The organism is Streptomyces sp. TOM-9 (assembly GCF_056858595.1).
This window is the reverse complement of the sequence record NZ_JBXEQB010000001.1, coordinates 5710183-5724065: the sequence shown is the minus strand read 5'-3', so window position 1 is coordinate 5724065 and position 13883 is coordinate 5710183. Positions and strand designations below refer to the sequence as shown.

18 protein-coding genes are annotated in these 13883 nt (G+C 73.1%); 9 read left to right on the top strand and 9 right to left on the bottom strand.

Translation table 11 applies throughout. From position 1 onward, the window contains the following. Positions 1-3 precede the first annotated feature (3 nt). Positions 4-540: a thiol-disulfide oxidoreductase DCC family protein gene (locus tag AC1VWI_RS26800; RefSeq protein ID WP_499513553.1), complete on the top strand. Its 537-nt coding sequence runs from the start codon at positions 4-6 to the stop codon at positions 538-540. Further along, positions 485-1258, top strand: coding sequence for a TetR/AcrR family transcriptional regulator (locus tag AC1VWI_RS26795; protein ID WP_499513552.1), 774 nt, complete (start codon positions 485-487; stop codon positions 1256-1258). Before AC1VWI_RS26800 ends, AC1VWI_RS26795 begins: the two co-directional genes overlap by 56 nt. Before the next feature lie 49 nt (positions 1259-1307). On the opposite strand, the gene AC1VWI_RS26790 is transcribed toward AC1VWI_RS26795, so the two are convergent. From AC1VWI_RS26790 to AC1VWI_RS26780, 3 genes are all read right to left on the bottom strand, one after another. Further along, positions 1308-1712 carry an ATP-binding protein gene (locus AC1VWI_RS26790; RefSeq protein ID WP_499516919.1) on the bottom strand — a complete coding sequence of 135 codons (405 nt, stop codon included), beginning with the start codon at positions 1710-1712 and terminating at the stop codon, positions 1308-1310. 118 nt (positions 1713-1830) lie between these two features. Then, positions 1831-3087, bottom strand: a complete 1257-nt coding sequence (locus AC1VWI_RS26785) for a metallophosphoesterase (RefSeq protein ID WP_499513551.1) — start codon at positions 3085-3087, stop codon at positions 1831-1833. Next, the gene (locus tag AC1VWI_RS26780; RefSeq protein ID WP_018561248.1) at positions 3084-3332 is read right to left on the bottom strand and encodes an SCO4848 family membrane protein; all 249 of its coding nucleotides are present in this window, start codon (positions 3330-3332) and stop codon (positions 3084-3086) included. Before AC1VWI_RS26780 ends, AC1VWI_RS26785 begins: the two co-directional genes overlap by 4 nt. 185 nt (positions 3333-3517) lie before the next feature. On the opposite strand from AC1VWI_RS26780, the gene AC1VWI_RS26775 reads away from it, so the two are divergent. The 3 genes from AC1VWI_RS26775 (at position 3518) to AC1VWI_RS26765 (ending at position 6029) form a co-directional block, all read left to right on the top strand. Then, positions 3518-5062 carry a D-alanyl-D-alanine carboxypeptidase family protein gene (locus AC1VWI_RS26775; protein WP_499513550.1) on the top strand — a complete coding sequence of 515 codons (1545 nt, stop codon included), beginning with the start codon at positions 3518-3520 and terminating at the stop codon, positions 5060-5062. A 296-nt stretch (positions 5063-5358) separates the two neighbouring features. Continuing rightward, positions 5359-5577: a hypothetical protein gene (locus AC1VWI_RS26770; RefSeq protein WP_499513549.1), complete on the top strand. Its 219-nt coding sequence runs from the start codon at positions 5359-5361 to the stop codon at positions 5575-5577. A gap of 65 nt (positions 5578-5642) precedes the next feature. Continuing rightward, entirely contained in the window at positions 5643-6029 is a 387-nt protein-coding gene (locus tag AC1VWI_RS26765) for a DoxX family protein (protein ID WP_499513548.1), read from the top strand. Here AC1VWI_RS26765 and AC1VWI_RS26760 read toward each other — a convergent pair. Both AC1VWI_RS26760 and AC1VWI_RS26755 read right to left on the bottom strand, forming a co-directional pair. Next, positions 5998-6201 (bottom strand): DUF397 domain-containing protein, encoded by a 204-nt coding sequence (locus AC1VWI_RS26760; protein WP_499513547.1) that lies wholly within the window; start codon positions 6199-6201, stop codon positions 5998-6000. The two genes, AC1VWI_RS26765 and AC1VWI_RS26760, sit on opposite strands and share 32 nt — an antisense overlap. Beyond that, the gene (locus AC1VWI_RS26755; protein ID WP_499513546.1) at positions 6198-7013 is read right to left on the bottom strand and encodes a helix-turn-helix domain-containing protein; all 816 of its coding nucleotides are present in this window, start codon (positions 7011-7013) and stop codon (positions 6198-6200) included. Before AC1VWI_RS26755 ends, AC1VWI_RS26760 begins: the two co-directional genes overlap by 4 nt. A gap of 70 nt (positions 7014-7083) precedes the next feature. On the opposite strand from AC1VWI_RS26755, the gene AC1VWI_RS26750 reads away from it, so the two are divergent. Together AC1VWI_RS26750 and AC1VWI_RS26745 are read left to right on the top strand one after the other, a co-directional pair. Further along, complete coding sequence (locus AC1VWI_RS26750) at positions 7084-7566, top strand: ATP-binding protein (protein WP_499513545.1); 483 nt, start codon at positions 7084-7086, stop codon at positions 7564-7566. Next, entirely contained in the window at positions 7542-8114 is a 573-nt protein-coding gene (locus AC1VWI_RS26745; protein WP_499513544.1) for a 3'-5' exonuclease, read from the top strand. Before AC1VWI_RS26750 ends, AC1VWI_RS26745 begins: the two co-directional genes overlap by 25 nt. A gap of 21 nt (positions 8115-8135) precedes the next feature. Here the strand turns inward: AC1VWI_RS26745 and AC1VWI_RS26740 are convergent, their stop codons facing one another. The 4 genes from AC1VWI_RS26740 to trpS form a co-directional block, all read right to left on the bottom strand. Continuing rightward, on the bottom strand, positions 8136-9059 hold the full coding sequence (locus AC1VWI_RS26740) for a YihY/virulence factor BrkB family protein (RefSeq protein ID WP_499513543.1): 924 nt from the start codon (positions 9057-9059) through the stop codon (positions 8136-8138). A gap of 33 nt (positions 9060-9092) precedes the next feature. Next, positions 9093-10493: a pyridoxal phosphate-dependent decarboxylase family protein gene (locus AC1VWI_RS26735; RefSeq protein ID WP_499513542.1), complete on the bottom strand. Its 1401-nt coding sequence runs from the start codon at positions 10491-10493 to the stop codon at positions 9093-9095. Between the two features lie 46 nt (positions 10494-10539). Beyond that, positions 10540-11139, bottom strand: a complete 600-nt coding sequence (locus AC1VWI_RS26730) for a 2'-5' RNA ligase family protein (RefSeq protein ID WP_499513541.1) — start codon at positions 11137-11139, stop codon at positions 10540-10542. A gap of 172 nt (positions 11140-11311) precedes the next feature. Then, complete coding sequence (trpS, locus tag AC1VWI_RS26725; protein ID WP_499513540.1) at positions 11312-12325, bottom strand: tryptophan--tRNA ligase; 1014 nt, start codon at positions 12323-12325, stop codon at positions 11312-11314. A 143-nt stretch (positions 12326-12468) separates the two neighbouring features. On the opposite strand from trpS, the gene AC1VWI_RS26720 reads away from it, so the two are divergent. Then, a complete protein-coding gene (locus AC1VWI_RS26720; protein ID WP_499513539.1) occupies positions 12469-13029 on the top strand; it encodes an RNA polymerase sigma factor in 561 nt (186 codons plus the stop codon). Continuing rightward, positions 13026-13802 carry a hypothetical protein gene (locus tag AC1VWI_RS26715; protein WP_499513538.1) on the top strand — a complete coding sequence of 259 codons (777 nt, stop codon included), beginning with the start codon at positions 13026-13028 and terminating at the stop codon, positions 13800-13802. Before AC1VWI_RS26720 ends, AC1VWI_RS26715 begins: the two co-directional genes overlap by 4 nt. Positions 13803-13883: the final 81 nt, after the last annotated feature.

Sequence of the window (13883 nt, the reverse complement as noted above, 5' to 3'; positions counted from 1 at the left end):
GCGATGGACCGCACCCCAGTGACCGGGGCCGCTCCGGCGGCCCCGGTGCCGGTCCGCCTGCTGACCGTCCTGTACGACCCGGACTGCTCGCTCTGCTCCTTCGTCCGCCGCTGGCTGGAACGCCAGCGGCAGATCGTGCCGCTGGACCTCGTCCCGGTCGGCTCCGACGAGGCGCGCCGCCGCTTCCCGGAGCTGGACCACGCCGCGACCCTGCGCGAGATCACCGTCGTCGGGGACTCCGGACAGGTCTACCGCGACGACGCCGCCTGGCTGGTCTGCCTGTGGGCCCTGGCCGAGTACCGGCCGATGGCGCACCGCCTCAGCACCCGCGCCGGAGCGCCCGTCGCCCGGGCCGCCGTGCTCGCCGCCGCCCGCTACCGCGAGGCGCAGTGGGGCGGCGGGGCCGCCGCGACGGGCTGGGGCGGCCGGGTGTACCCCAGCGGCGAGGGCTGGTCCTACGACCCCAAGGACGGCTGGACGCACCGTGCCCCTGGCGCCGTCCCGGACGCCTGCGCGGACGGCTGCGCCCCGCCCGGTTAGGCTCACGGACGTGGAAGAAGCACCCCCCGACACGACCCCCGGGGCACCCCGGCCCCCCAAGAGCGAGCAGACGCGCGCCCTGATCCTCGAGACGGCCATGCGGCTGTTCGAGGAACGGGGCTACGACAAGACGACGATGCGCGCCATCGCCAAGGAGGCCGGGGTCTCGGTCGGCAACGCCTACTACTACTTCGAGGGGAAGGAACACCTCGTCCAGGGCTTCTACGACCGCCTCGCCGCCGAACACGCGGCCGCGGTCCAGGGCCTCCTGGACGGCGGCGGGGAGAGGGACCTGGCGGTGCGGCTGCTCACCGTCATGACCTCCTGGATCGACGTGGCCCGCCCCTACCACCAGTTCGCCGCGCAGTTCTTCAAGAACGCCGCCGACCCGGCGAGCCCGCTCAGTCCCTTCTCCCCCGAGTCGCACCCGGCCCGCGACGCCGCCATCTCCATCCACGAACGGGTGCTCTCCGGCGCCGACATCAAGGTCGACGCCGAACTGGCCGAGGTGCTGCCCGAGCTGATGTGGATGTACCAGATGGGCATCGTCGTCTACTGGGTCTTCGACCACTCCCCCGACACCGAGCGCACCCGCCGGCTGGTCGCGCGGACCGCTCCGCTGGGCGCGCGGATCCTCAGGCTCTCCCGCTACCGGCTGCTGCGGCCGATCGTGCGTGAGATCCGCGAGCTGCTCTCGGAGTTCCTCTTCCGGCGCTGAGCCGGCCCGCCGCTCCCGCCTTTCCCACCGGTCGTACGGAGCACCCCCGTCAGCCCACGGCGGGCTCGGCCAGCACCGCCCAGACCGTCTTGCCGTACCGGCCGCGCTCCCGGACGCCCCAGGTGTCCGAGAGCGCCTGCACCAGCCGCAGACCGCGCCCCGATTCGTCGCCGTCCCCCGCGTCGCGCGGCACGGGGCGGGACTGCGCGTCGCCGTCGGAGACCTCGACGACGCACGAACCGTCGCTGTGGACGGTCACCGCCACCTCGAACTCCCGCTCCAGGAGCGGACTGTGCCGTACGGCGTTGGTCGCCAGCTCCGACACGACCAGGACGACCGACTCGACGGTCCCGCCCTCCTGCTCCCAGCCCTCCAGGTGGTCACGGACCCGGTGCCGGGCCAGCCCGACCGACGTCGGGTGCCGGGGCAGCCGGAACGCACTGCGCCTCATCAGGTCACTCTCCCCATGAGCGAACGCCCCCCTTCCGTTGCGCCATCCCTTACCAGTTTCGACGCGGGGAATGCGCTCCGTGTCGGATTGTTCTCACTCGGTGAGAACTTTCCGGCCACATTCAGGCGCGCGGGGAGGCGAGGGTCACGATCGTGATGTCCGAGGGCGCGCCCACGCGGACCGGCGGGCCCCAGGCCCCCGCGCCACGGGTCACGTACAGCTGGGTGTCGCCGTAGCTCTCCAGGCCGGCCACCGTGGGATTGGCCAGTTCCGCGATGTAGTTGCCGGGCCACAGCTGCCCGCCGTGGGTGTGCCCGGACAACTGCAGGTCGACGTGGTGCCGGACCGCCTCGTGGATCATCACCGGCTGGTGGGCGAGGAGCACGACCGCCCGCGAGGTGTCCCGGTCGCCGAGCGCCTTGGTGTAGTCGGGGGCGTGGTCGTGGTCCGCGCCGCTGATGTCGTTGACCCCGGCCAGGTCGAAGCCGGCGAGTTCGGTGCGGGCGTTCTCCAGCGGGTGGACGCCCAGGTCGCGCACGAAGTCGATCCAGGGTGCGGCCCCGGAGAAGTACTCGTGGTTGCCGGTGACGAAAAAGCTCCCGTCCCGCGCCCGGAGCCGGGCCAGCGGCTCGGCCGCGGCGCCCAGTTCCGGCACCGAGCCGTCGACCAGGTCGCCGACGATGGTGACGAGGTCCGGGCGGGCCCCGTTGATCGTGTCCACGATCCGCTGGGTGTGCGCCTTGCCGAGGATCGGGCCGAGGTGGATGTCGCTCACCACGGCGATCCGGTAGCCGTCCGCGCTCGCGGGGAGCTTGGCGAGCGGCACGGTGACGTGCTTCAGGCGCGGGCCGCGCAGCACTCCGTACGTGCCCTGGCCGACCGTCACCCCCGCGGCCACGGCCGCCGCGGCACCGACCGTACGGGCGACGAACAGCCGCCTCGTCTGTCCGGCGGGTGCGGGCTCCGGCCGCGGCCCGGGATCCGCGGTGTCCTGCCCGGCCGGCTCGGCGGCCCCGGATTCGGCCCCGGCCCCGGCCTCCCGCACGCCCCGGGACCGATCCCTGCGTTCGAGCGCGCCCCGCAGCAGCGGCCGTACGGCCTCACCTGCCAGTACCGCCAGCGTCAGGTACAGCAGCACCGCCAGCCACAGGTAGCCCGGCCAGGCCAGCCACCGCTCGGCCGCCAGCGGCAGCGCCCGCCCGCCGACCAGCGCGCCCAGGCTCAGCAGCGGCAGGACGACCGCCAGGACCGTCCCCGTCCGCCGCCACCAGCCCCCCGGCGCGGACACGTCGCGGACCAGCCGGCGCCACAGGTAGTAGTGCACCCCGCCGAGGAGGGCCAGGACGGCCGCGACGACGGCGACCACCACGAGGATCACCGGGCGGCCCGCAGCGCTCTCAGACCGCGGACGCCGAGGACGCCGATCGCGGTGCCCAGCACGAGGGAGGTCACCGCCAGCGTCAGGTGCACCCAGAAGTACGTGGTGGGCGAGCCGTGGTCACCGCCCTCGAAGGCGAGCCCGCTGGCGTCCTTCCACAGGTTCTTGACGAACGTCGTCCATACGATCCAGCTCCACACCCCGAAGGCGGTCAGGAACCAGGACACGGGGCGGCTGAGCTTCATGCGACCAGTATGCGGGCCGCCGCGCGGCCCCCTCCCCCGGGGTCGTCCCGTCGCCCGTACCGCGGGCCGCCGCCCAAGACGCCCGTGGGCACCGCCCGGTTGCACATCCGGGACGTGGGATCGGTCACGGCCCGATCGGCCCCCCACGCCTGCCGCAGGTCCCGGACGGCCTGTAACTTCTCATCGTGCCGAACTCCTCCCCCCGCGCCGCGCGCCGTTCCGCCCTGGTGCTGTCCGCCCTCGCACTCGCCGGTGGTACGGCCCTGACCGCCGCGCCCGTCGCGCACGCGAAGACCCCGTCGCCCTCGGCCACTCCGACGCCGCCCGCGCAGATGTCGACGGTCGGCGGGGAACGGCTGGGACAGCCCGGCACCCAGGTCAGCCCGCTGACCGGCGCTCCCGCCCTGCCCGAGAAGCTCACCTCGCGGTCGTGGATCGTCTCCGACGCCGAGACCGGGCAGGTGCTGGCCGCCCACAACGCGCACTGGGAGCTGCCGCCCGCCAGCACGCTCAAGATGCTGTTCGCGGACACGGTCCTGCCGAAGCTGGACAAGTCGCAGACCTACCAGGTGCAGCCCTCCGACCTCGACGGCGTCGGCGCGGGCAGCAGCCTCGTGGGCATCAAGGAGAACCTCACCTACACCGTCCACGACCTGTGGCTCGGTGTCTTCCTGCGCTCCGGGAACGACGCCGTCCACGTCCTGTCCTCCATGAACGGCGGCGTGGACGCGACCGTCCTGGAGATGCAGCGCAAGGCCGAGGACCTGCAGGCGGACGACACCACCGTGATCTCCCCCGACGGCTACGACATGCCAGGCCAGGTCTCCTCGGCGTACGACCTGACCCTCTTCGCCCGCGCCGGCCTGCAGAACGCGGACTTCCGCGAGTACTGCTCGACCGTGCGCGCCAAGTTCCCCGGCGAGTGGAAGACCGTCAAGGGGAAGAAGGGCAAGAAGGGCAAGAAGAAGCGCGGGACCTTCGAGATACAGAACACCAACCGGCTGCTCTCCGGCGACTACGACCTCGCGACCTACGACGGCATCGCGGGCGTGAAGAACGGCTACACCACCAACGCGGGCAACACCTTCACCGGTGTCGCGCAGCGCGGCGACCGCACGCTGCTGGTGACCGTCATGCACCCTGGCGAGGGCCACAACGTGGCCTACAAGGAGGCCGCGAAGCTGCTCGACTGGGGGTTCCAGGCGGACGGCATGGTGACCCCCGTCGGCACCCTGGTGCCCCCGAAGTCCGCCATCGCGTCGGCCTCGCCCTCACCCTCCGCCTCCCCCAGCAGGCAGGCGCGGGCGCAGGCCGCCCCGCACGCCTCCTCCGGTGGCGGCGGGGCGTGGACCGCCCTCGCGCTCACCGGCGGCTCCGTCCTGGTCGTCGCCGCGCTGGCCTTCCTCGTACGGCGCCGCTGGCCGCTGCCGCAGCGGACGTCGACGGCCGCCGTCCCCGCCCCGACCAAGCCCGGCGACGACGCGCCCGCGAAGACCGCCGAGGCGGAGACGGACGCCGGAAAGGCGGACGCCGAGAAGGCCGACGCCGAGAAGGCCGACGCCGAGAAGGCCGACGCCAAGAAGGCGGAGGAAGGGCCGAAGGAGGCCGGGGAGAAGACGGACGAGGCGAAGGCGGACGCGGCGGAGGCGGAGGAGGCGGCCGGGGAGGAGAGCACCGAGCGGGAGGCGCCCGCGCCGCAGGCCGAAGCCACGGCGGACCGTCCGGCCTGACCGCCGGCCGACGTGGCCTGATCCGTCACGTCCCGCTTCGCCGGCCGGCGGTGCCCCACTAAGGTCGGCCCGAGCCGGAAGATCGTTCCCGTCGGTCCTGCGGCGGACTGCGGCCGGTGGCTCCCGCCACCGGCCGCAGTCGTGTCGTGCCACGCGCACATGCCCCCGGCCCGGGGGGCGCTCGACGGCGCACGTGCGGCTCGTGCGCCCACCCCGCTGCGACCGCCCCCTGCCGCGCGGACCGCCCGGCCGGTACCCAGGAACCAGGCAAAGCCGGTACGGGAAGGGAGCACGCCATGGGCATGTTGTCGGTCTTCGGGCTCGTCCTGGGCCTCGTCGCGGTCGCCTACTGTCTCCGCTCGGCCCTCCGGGCCAAGACCCCCGCCGGACGCGCCGGATGGTTCATGGCCGCCCCGGCGGCCGTGCTCGCCGGGGTCTACCTCGTGGGCTACATCCTCGTCACCGTTCTGGTGCTGGCCGCCGCGTGGTTCGCCGTCGCCCACTTCCTGCGCTGAACCGATGAGTTCCGGGCGGCCGGCCGGTCCACCTCCGCGTACACCCGACACCGGAGGAGACCACGATGACCGCCACCGCCACGACCGCCCCGTCCCGCGACCGCGGCCGGGCGAACACGGCCGTGTGGGCGCTGCAGATCCTGCTCGCCCTGTTCTTCGCGCTCGCCAGTGCCACGCCGAAGCTCATCGCGCACTCCTCGGCCGCCGGGAGTTTCGACACCATCGGCTACGGCAACTGGTTCATGTACCTCATCGGTGCCCTCGAACTCGCCGGTGCCATCGGCCTCGTCGTCCCGCGCCTGGCCGGGATCGCGGCAGTGGCCTTCATCGGCCTGATGGCCGGCGCGTTCACCTTCCAGGTCGTCTACTTCGACGGCGAGAACGCGGCCACGCCCATCGTCATCGCAGCACTGATGGGCGTCATCGCCTGGCGTCGTCTGCGCCGCGCGTGACCGCGTACGCCACGAAGTCCGCCCACGCTCCGGGCGTGAACGCCAGCCGGTCCCCGGCCCGGTCCTTGGAGTCCCGCACCAGGACCACGCAGGGGCCGAACGCGACCTCGACGCAGTTGCCTCCGCCGGTGTCGCTGTGGGTGGACCTGAACCACGTCAGCTCGCCGGTCATGGCCGCAGCTCCTCCGCGAGTTTCCCGATGTACGCTTCCGACTCCTCCGGGCCAAGGGCCCGCCGGAGGATCATGGCATGCCGCTGGGCGATGATGCTGACCTTCTCCGAGTCCGAGTGCAGCACACCGGTCTCGTGCCCCTCGACGTAGGCGAGGTGGAGGTGTTCCGCTGTCTCCAGCAGGACGAAGGGGCCGTTGAGGCCCGGATGCGCCCCGCCGAAGGGCATCGCCTGGATGTCCACGTTGCGGCGGGCCCCGGCCTCCAGCAGGCGCTCCAACTGCCGGACGTGCGCCTCCCCACCGCCCACGGGGTACCGCAGCGCCGCTTCCCCGATCGTGAAGCTGAACGCCCTTGTCTGCTTGTCCGGTAGGGCCTGTCGTGCCATCCGTGCGGCCACGCGCTCCTCGATGGTCTCGTCGTCCAACGGGGGCCAGTGGGCGCGGAACAGCGCGAGCGCGGTCTCCTCGGTCTGGAGCAACCCCGGGATGAACTGGGGCTCGTACGTGTTCAGCGCGATCGCCTCGGCCTCGTAGCGCATGAAGTCCCGGGCGTACGACAGGAACCGCTCGGGTTTGAGGAACGCCTCCGCCGCCGTGAGTTTGCCCTGTGCCGCGCACAGCCCGTCGGCGATCTGGAGCAGCCGCTGCGTCGGGCGGCGGCGCCCCTGCTCCATCGACTTGACGGTCTCGTAGCCGTACCCCGCCTCGTCGGCCAGTTGCTCGCGCGTGACGCCGGCGTGTTCGCGCCAGAGCTTGACCTGGTTGCCGCAGTACCGCCACGCCATCGGGGGCGGGGACACGTCACTGGCCACTCGGGTACAACCACCCTCCGTACTCGCGCCGCTACTCCCGACGGTACGCTGCGACCTGCACTTTTGAGCCATGGACGAGACAACTCCCCCTGCCGAGTGGTGGTTTTCGCGCCACCCGCGCAGCGTCGGGCGGGCGCGGGCCCGGCTGCGGGAACTGGCCCTCGCGTGGGGCCTCGGCGCCGAGGCGACGGACACCGCGGTCCTGCTGCTCAGCGAGTTGATGGGCAACGCCGTCCGCCACGCGCGGGTCCCACCGGACCGGCGGATCGCCGCTCGCGCCGCCCTGGTCTCGGGGACCCTGCGGGTGGAGGTCTGCGACGCCGGCGACGACCCGCCCGTACCGCGGCGGGCGTCGGCAACGGACGAGTCGGGACGCGGGCTGGCGCTCGTGGAGTTGCTCGCCGACGCCTGGAACGTTCAACCTCGGCCGTACGGCATCGGTAAAACGGTCTGGTTCGAACTCAGAGTGACAAAACCATCCGCAAACAGTAGTGACCAGTGGCCTGATCTCGACGTAGGGTTCGCGCCATGGACAGTGACCTGGGACTCCTGAACGTCATCGACGTCGAGGCGACGTGCTGGGACGGCGAGCCGCCGCAAGGCTCGGTGAGCGAGATCATCGAGATCGGGCTGACCGTCGTGGACCTCGTCGCGGGCGAGCGCGTCGCCCGCCACCGCGTCCTCGTACGGCCCGCGCGCTCCGCCGTGAGCCCCTTCTGCACGCAACTGACCGGCCTGACGCAGGCCGAGGTGGACTCGGGCCTGGACTTCGCGGACGCGTGCAAGCTGCTCGCCGTCGAGCACCGGGCGGGGTCGCGGGCGTGGGCGAGCTGGGGCGACTACGACCGTCACCAGTTCAACCGCCAGTGCCGGGCGACCGATACGACGTACCCCTTCGGTGGCCGGCACATCAACGTCAAGACGCTCTTCACCCAGGCCCACCGCCTGACCAAACGCCCCGGCATGGCGGAGGCGCTCCGGCTCGTCGGGCTGCCCCTCGAAGGCCGCCACCACCGCGGCGAGGACGACGCGTGGAACATCGCCGCCGTCGTCGTGGACCTGGCGCGCCGGGGCGCCTGGCCGGCGACGCCGGCCTACTGACGGCCGGGCCCTTCCGCACCGTCAGGCGGTCTCGGGCCGCGCGTGCTCCGGCCCGCCCGGCCCACCCGGCGCGTCCTGGCGGGCGGCGGCCGGTTCGGCGCTGTGCGGGGTGGCCGTCCAGGCCGCGCAGTACAGCAGCAGCTTCGCCGTGAAGTTGATCCACAGCAGCAGCGCGATGGGCACCCCGAAAGCCCCGTACATGCTCTTGGTGGCCACGCTCTGCAGGTAGCCGCTGATGAGCAGCTTCAGCACCTCGAAGCCGATCGCGCCGATGAGGCTCGCCACGACGACGTCGCGGCGGTTCGGGGTGACCCCGGGCAGCAGGGTGAGCAGGTAGGCGAGGATCAGCAGGTCCACGAGGACGGCGATGCAGAAGCCCGCCACCGACAACAGGGCCCGCCCGGGGCCGTGTTCATCGAGGCCGATGGCGTCGCCGAGACGGCCGACGGCCGTCCCGGCGAGGGCCGAGCAGGCGACGGAGAGCAGGGCGACGACACCCAGGCCGACCAGGACGCCGAAGTCCTTGAGCTTCTGGACGAAGGGGTTCTCGGGCTCGTCGTCCTTGTGCCAGACCGCCCTGAGGCAGTCGCGCAGGGCGCCGACCCAGCTGACGCCGGTGACGACCAGCAGGACGGCGGCGATGGTGCCCACCGTGCCCGCGTTGTCGACGAGCCCGCCGATGTTGAGCTGGTCGGCGATGCCGGGGACCTGCTCGGCCAGCTTGTCCTCCAGTTCCTTCAGCCGGCCGGGGGACAGCAGGGCCGCGCCGACGGCGGCACCGACGGTCAGCAGCGGGAAGAGCGCGACGAAGCTGACGAAGGTGATGGCGGCGGCGAGCCGCGTCCAGTGCACGTCCTCCAGATGTTCGTACGTGCGCCAGGCGTGGGTGCGCATGAGCCGCGCGATCCACGGTCCGATCACTGGGAGCCGAGTCAGCCATTCCATACCGCGCGCCTACCCTCCGTCACGACGTGCACTCTAGGTGGCGGTCGCCGTCGCGGTGGTGATCGCGTCCAGGACACGGTCCGTGTCGGCCTCGGATGTACGCCAGTTGCTGAAGGCCGCCCGCACGGCGGGCACGCCGTGGAGGACCGTCGGGGTGAGGAAGGCCTCCCCGGAGGCGGCGACGGCGCGGACGAGCGCGTCGACGCGCTCGGGCGTGGGGTCGTCGGCCAGGGTGAAGCAGACGACGTTGAGCCGCACGGGGGCCAGCAGCCGCAGACGGGGGTCGGTCTCGATGCGCTCGCCGAGGCGCCGGGCGCAGGCGGCGTTGCGTTCGACGACCTCGCGGTGGCCCTCGCTGCCGTAGGCGGTGAGGGAGAACCACGCGGCGAGGGCCCGCAGCCGGCGCGAGTTCTCGGGGGTGAGGTGGAGGAAGTCCGGGTCGGGGAGGGACGGCAGGCCCAGGTAGGGCGAGTCGTTGTGGAAGACCCGGACCTGGAGGTCCTGGCGGCGGGTGAACTGGACGGCGGCGTCGTAGGGCACGTTCAGCCACTTGTGGAGGTCGACGCAGACGGAGTCCGCGGCGTCGATGCCCTCGGCGAGGTGCGCGTACGCGGGTGACAGCGCGGCGAAGCCGCCGAACGCGGCGTCGACGTGGAACCAGAAGTCGTGGCGCTCCTTCAGGGCGGCGATCGCGCGCAGGTCGTCGAAGTCGACGGTGTTGACGGTGCCCGCGTTGGCGACCACGACGGCCGGACGCCCCTCCAGCGACTCCAGGGCCGCGGCGAGGCGGTCGACGTCCACCGCCTCACGGCCGCCGGGCAGCACCGGTACGCGGGTCAGGGACGACCGGCCGAGGCCGAGCACGGACAGGGCCTTGCCGATGCTGGAGTGCGGGGTGCCGGACAGCACCGTCACCGGGCCGAGCGCGGCCAGCCCGTCGCGGGACACGGACAGCCCCCGCCGTTCGCCGAGCCACTCGCGCGCCACGGCCAGGCCCACGGTGTTGGAGACGGTCGCGCCGGTGACGAAGGCGCCGCTGTGCTCCGCGCCGAGGCCGAGCATCGCGCGGAGCCAGCCGACGGTCTCGCGTTCCAGGGCGGCGGCGGACGAGTCGCCGCCCGCCGAGACGTTCTGGTCGTAGGTACCGGTGAGCCAGTCCCCCGCGACGGCGGCGGGGGTCGCTCCCCCGGTCACGAAGCCCAGGTAGCGCGGGCCGGCGCTGCCCGAGAAACCGGGTGCCCAGCGCCGCTCGAAGAGCGCGAGCGCACCGTCGGCGCCGGTCCCGGTGACGGGGAGGGGCTGCGGCTCGGGTGCGGGCCCGGGGCGGGCGGCCGGGCGGTCGTCGACCGCGGCCAGCTCACGGACGGCCAGGTCCCTTACCGCTTGGAGGAGTTCGGGGAGGTGTGCGCGGTCCGCGGCGAGTGTGGGGTGCATGGCGGCAGCGTAGGCGGGCGGTCGCGCGCGGCTCCGCCCGGCGTGCTCACGTGTGCGGTGGGCCTCCCGCGGGAGCCGGGCTGAGCGGCTCGCACGCACCGGGCTGGTGCGGCACGAGGGGATGCCCGGTGCCGCCGAAGGGGTAGTCCCGCACACTGCGCCAGACGCCCTCGTCGTCCTGCTCGTACAGCGAGAAGCAGCTGACGGTCCAGGTGGCGACGAAGTCGGACAGCTCCGTCTCGGCGCGGTCCAGCGCCTCGTCGGGGATGCCGTGGCCGATGGTGACGTGCGGGTGGTACGGGAACTGGAGCTCGCGCCGGACCGGGCCGGAGCGGACGCGCTCCTGCAGGTCGGCGCAGTCGCGGCCGCCCTGGACCAGCTCGACGTAGACGACCGGGGTGACCGGCCGGAAGCTGGCCGTGCCCTCCAGCCGCATGGGGAAGGCACGGCCGGTGGCGGCGACCTCGGCGAGGTGCTCCCGGAAGGCCGGGAGCAGCGCCGTGTCCACCTCGGTGGGCGGGAGCAGCGTGACGTGGGTCGGGATGCAGTACGCCAGCGGGTCTCCGTAGCCGGCGCGGCGCTGCTGCAGCAGGCTGCCGTAAGGCTCGGGGACCGCGATCGACACGCCGATCATGCGGTTTCCCACGTGTTCACCCCTTCCCCGGGTCGGTTCGCGGCATCGTACGCACGCCGTACGACACCACTGCGTCAGCTGCCAGTGTGACGCGCGCGCGGCCTCCCGCGCGAGCGTCGTCCGTCACACCTGCGCGGGACCTAAGGCCCCTCTTTCCGGGCGTCCACGGGCGCGGAAGGAGCCGTCAGTGCTTCGCGGGCAGGAAGCCGATCCTCTCGTACGCCTTCGCCAGGGTCTCCGCGGCGACGGACCGGGCCTTCTCGGCGCCCTTCGCGAGGACCGAGTCCAGCGTCTCCGGGTCGCCCAGGTACTCCTGGGTGCGCTCGCGGAAGGGCGTGACCCATTCCACGAAGACCTCCGCGAGGTCGGTCTTGAGCGCACCGTAGCCCTTGCCCTCGTACTTCTGCTCGAGTTCCGGGATACCGGTGCCGGTGAGGGTGGAGTAGATGGTCAGCAGGTTGCTGACGCCCGGCTTCTCCTGCTCGTCGTAGCGGATCACGGTGTCGGTGTCGGTGACCGCGCTCTTGATCTTCTTCGCCGAGGTCTTGGGCTCGTCGAGGAGGTTGATCAGGCCCTTCGGGGACGCCGCCGACTTGCTCATCTTCGACAGCGGTTCCTGCAGGTCGTAGATCTTCGCCGTCTCCTTGACGATGTAGGCGCCGGGGATGGTGAAGGTCTCGCCGAACCGGCCGTTGAAGCGCTCCGCGAGGTCGCGGGTGAGCTCGATGTGCTGGCGCTGGTCCTCGCCGACCGGGACGGCGTTCGCCTGGTACAGCAGGATGTCCGCGACCTGCAGGATCGGGTACGTGAACAGGCCGACGGTGGCCCGGTCCGCGCCCTGCTTGGCGGACTTGTCCTTGAACTGCGTCATGCGGGACGCCTCGCCGAAGCCGGTGAGGCAGTTGAACACCCAGCCGAGCTGCGCGTGTTCGGGGACGTGGCTCTGGACGAACAGGGTGCAGCGCTCGGGGTCGAGCCCGGCGGCCAGCAGCTGGGCGGCGGCGAGCCGGGTGTTGGCGCGCAGCTCGGCCGGGTCCTGCGGCACGGTGATCGCATGGAGGTCGACGACCATGTAGAAGGCGTCGTGGGACTCCTGCAGGGCCACCCACTGGCGGACCGCGCCCAGGTAGTTGCCCAGGTGGAACGAACCTGCGGTGGGCTGGATGCCGGAGAGCACACGGGGACGATCGAGAGCCATGGCACTCATTCTCTCAGGTCCGCGCGGATTCCACGGCCGCGGTGGGAACCCGGGGGCGGGCAGCGGTGTAGTAGGGGTGACGGGAGCCGCACGGGGGCGGCGCCGGCGACGGGAGGGGGTCCGCCACGGAGGGGGAGGCGGCGGTGATCGCGCGCGTACGCGCCGGTGAGCGGGAGGCGTACGCGGAGCTGGTGCGCCCGCACGCGGACGTCGCGCACCGCACCGCCGTGCTGCTCGGCGCGGGCGCCGACGCGGAGGACGTGGTGCAGGTCTCGTTCGTCAAGGCGTACCGCGCGCTCGCGACCTTCCAGGAGGGGGCCGCCTTCCGGCCGTGGCTGCTGCGAATCGTCGCCAACGAGGCGAGGAACGCCGGGCGGGCGGCGCGCCGTCTGCGGTCGGCGGTGGAGCGCAACGCCGCGCTGGAGGCCCTGCCCCTCGCGGAGGACGACCCGGAGTCGCTGGCGGTGTCGCGGGAACGCCGGGCGGAGCTGCTGTCCGCCGTGCGGGCGCTGAGCGAGCCGCACCGGATGGTGGTCACCTGCCGCTATCTGCTGGACCTGGACGAGGAGGAGACGGCGACGGTGCTCGGCTGGCCGCGTGGCACGGTGAAGTCCCGGCTGCACCGGGCCCTGGCCCGGCTGCGGGCGGGGCTCGGCGAGCCGGTGCTGTCCAGCCCGTGCGACGACGGGGGGCGGCGCCCATGACCGACCGTCTCCCGGAGGAGCTGCGCGAGGTGGGCCGGCGGCTGGAGATCCCGGCGCCGTCGCCCGACTCCGTCGCCGAGCAGGTGCTGGCCCGGCTGCTGGCCGAGGCGGTGCCGGCCCCCGTCGTGACCGCCCGCGCCCCCGCCCCCGGCCGCGGCGCCCGGGCGCGCGCGTGGGCCGCCGCGCGCTGGCGTGCCCTGACAGCGGCGCTGTGCGGGCTGCTGGTGGTGCTCGTACTCACCCCGCCGGTGCGGGCCGCGGTCGCGGACTGGTTCGGCTTCGGCGGCGTCGTCGTGCACCGGGACCCCTCCGCCCGCCCGGGCACGGGCGCCCCGCCGCCGGTGCGGGGTGACGCGCCGCTGGACGGGGCGTACGTGCCGGCCGAGCTGGGCGAACCGGACGGGGTGTCGGTGGTCGACGGGGGGCGGGTGCTTTCGATGAGCTGGCGGGTGGACGGGCGCACGGTACGACTCGACCAGTTCCGGGCCACGATCGACGTGGTCTTCCTCAAGACGGTCGGCGACGCGGTCGAATGGGTCGATCTGGGCAGCGGGAACGACTACGGGGTGTGGTTCGCCGAGCCCCACTACGTCCGGCTCGTCGACCCCGACGGCCGTGCCCGCCGCGAGCCTCCCCGGACGGCCGGACCCACCCTGGTCTGGCAGCGCGGGCAGACGACGCTACGCCTGGAGGGCGTCCCGGACCTGGCACGCGCGGTCACCGTCGCGAAGTCCGCCCGGCCGTCGGCGTCCCCGGCGTCCCCGGCGTCCTGAGCGGAGCACGCGGCCCGGGCCGCTCCGGCACAACCTATGCGGGCCGGCACCGGTCATGACTGCGACGCCGGAACGGATGAA

Coding starts and splice junctions, on each gene's coding strand:
- AC1VWI_RS26715 (WP_499513538.1), top strand. CDS start 13,026: ATGACCGACCGTCTCCCGGAGGAGCTGCGCGAGGTGGGCCGGCGGCTG.
- AC1VWI_RS26745 (WP_499513544.1), top strand. CDS start 7,542: ATGGACAGTGACCTGGGACTCCTGAACGTCATCGACGTCGAGGCGACG.
- AC1VWI_RS26735 (WP_499513542.1), bottom strand. CDS start 10,493: ATGCACCCCACACTCGCCGCGGACCGCGCACACCTCCCCGAACTCCTC.
- AC1VWI_RS26765 (WP_499513548.1), top strand. CDS start 5,643: ATGACCGCCACCGCCACGACCGCCCCGTCCCGCGACCGCGGCCGGGCG.
- AC1VWI_RS26760 (WP_499513547.1), bottom strand. CDS start 6,201: ATGACCGGCGAGCTGACGTGGTTCAGGTCCACCCACAGCGACACCGGC.
- AC1VWI_RS26780 (WP_018561248.1), bottom strand. CDS start 3,332: ATGAAGCTCAGCCGCCCCGTGTCCTGGTTCCTGACCGCCTTCGGGGTG.
- trpS (WP_499513540.1), bottom strand. CDS start 12,325: ATGGCTCTCGATCGTCCCCGTGTGCTCTCCGGCATCCAGCCCACCGCA.
- AC1VWI_RS26770 (WP_499513549.1), top strand. CDS start 5,359: ATGGGCATGTTGTCGGTCTTCGGGCTCGTCCTGGGCCTCGTCGCGGTC.
- AC1VWI_RS26740 (WP_499513543.1), bottom strand. CDS start 9,059: ATGGAATGGCTGACTCGGCTCCCAGTGATCGGACCGTGGATCGCGCGG.
- AC1VWI_RS26800 (WP_499513553.1), top strand. CDS start 4: ATGGACCGCACCCCAGTGACCGGGGCCGCTCCGGCGGCCCCGGTGCCG.
- AC1VWI_RS26750 (WP_499513545.1), top strand. CDS start 7,084: ATGGACGAGACAACTCCCCCTGCCGAGTGGTGGTTTTCGCGCCACCCG.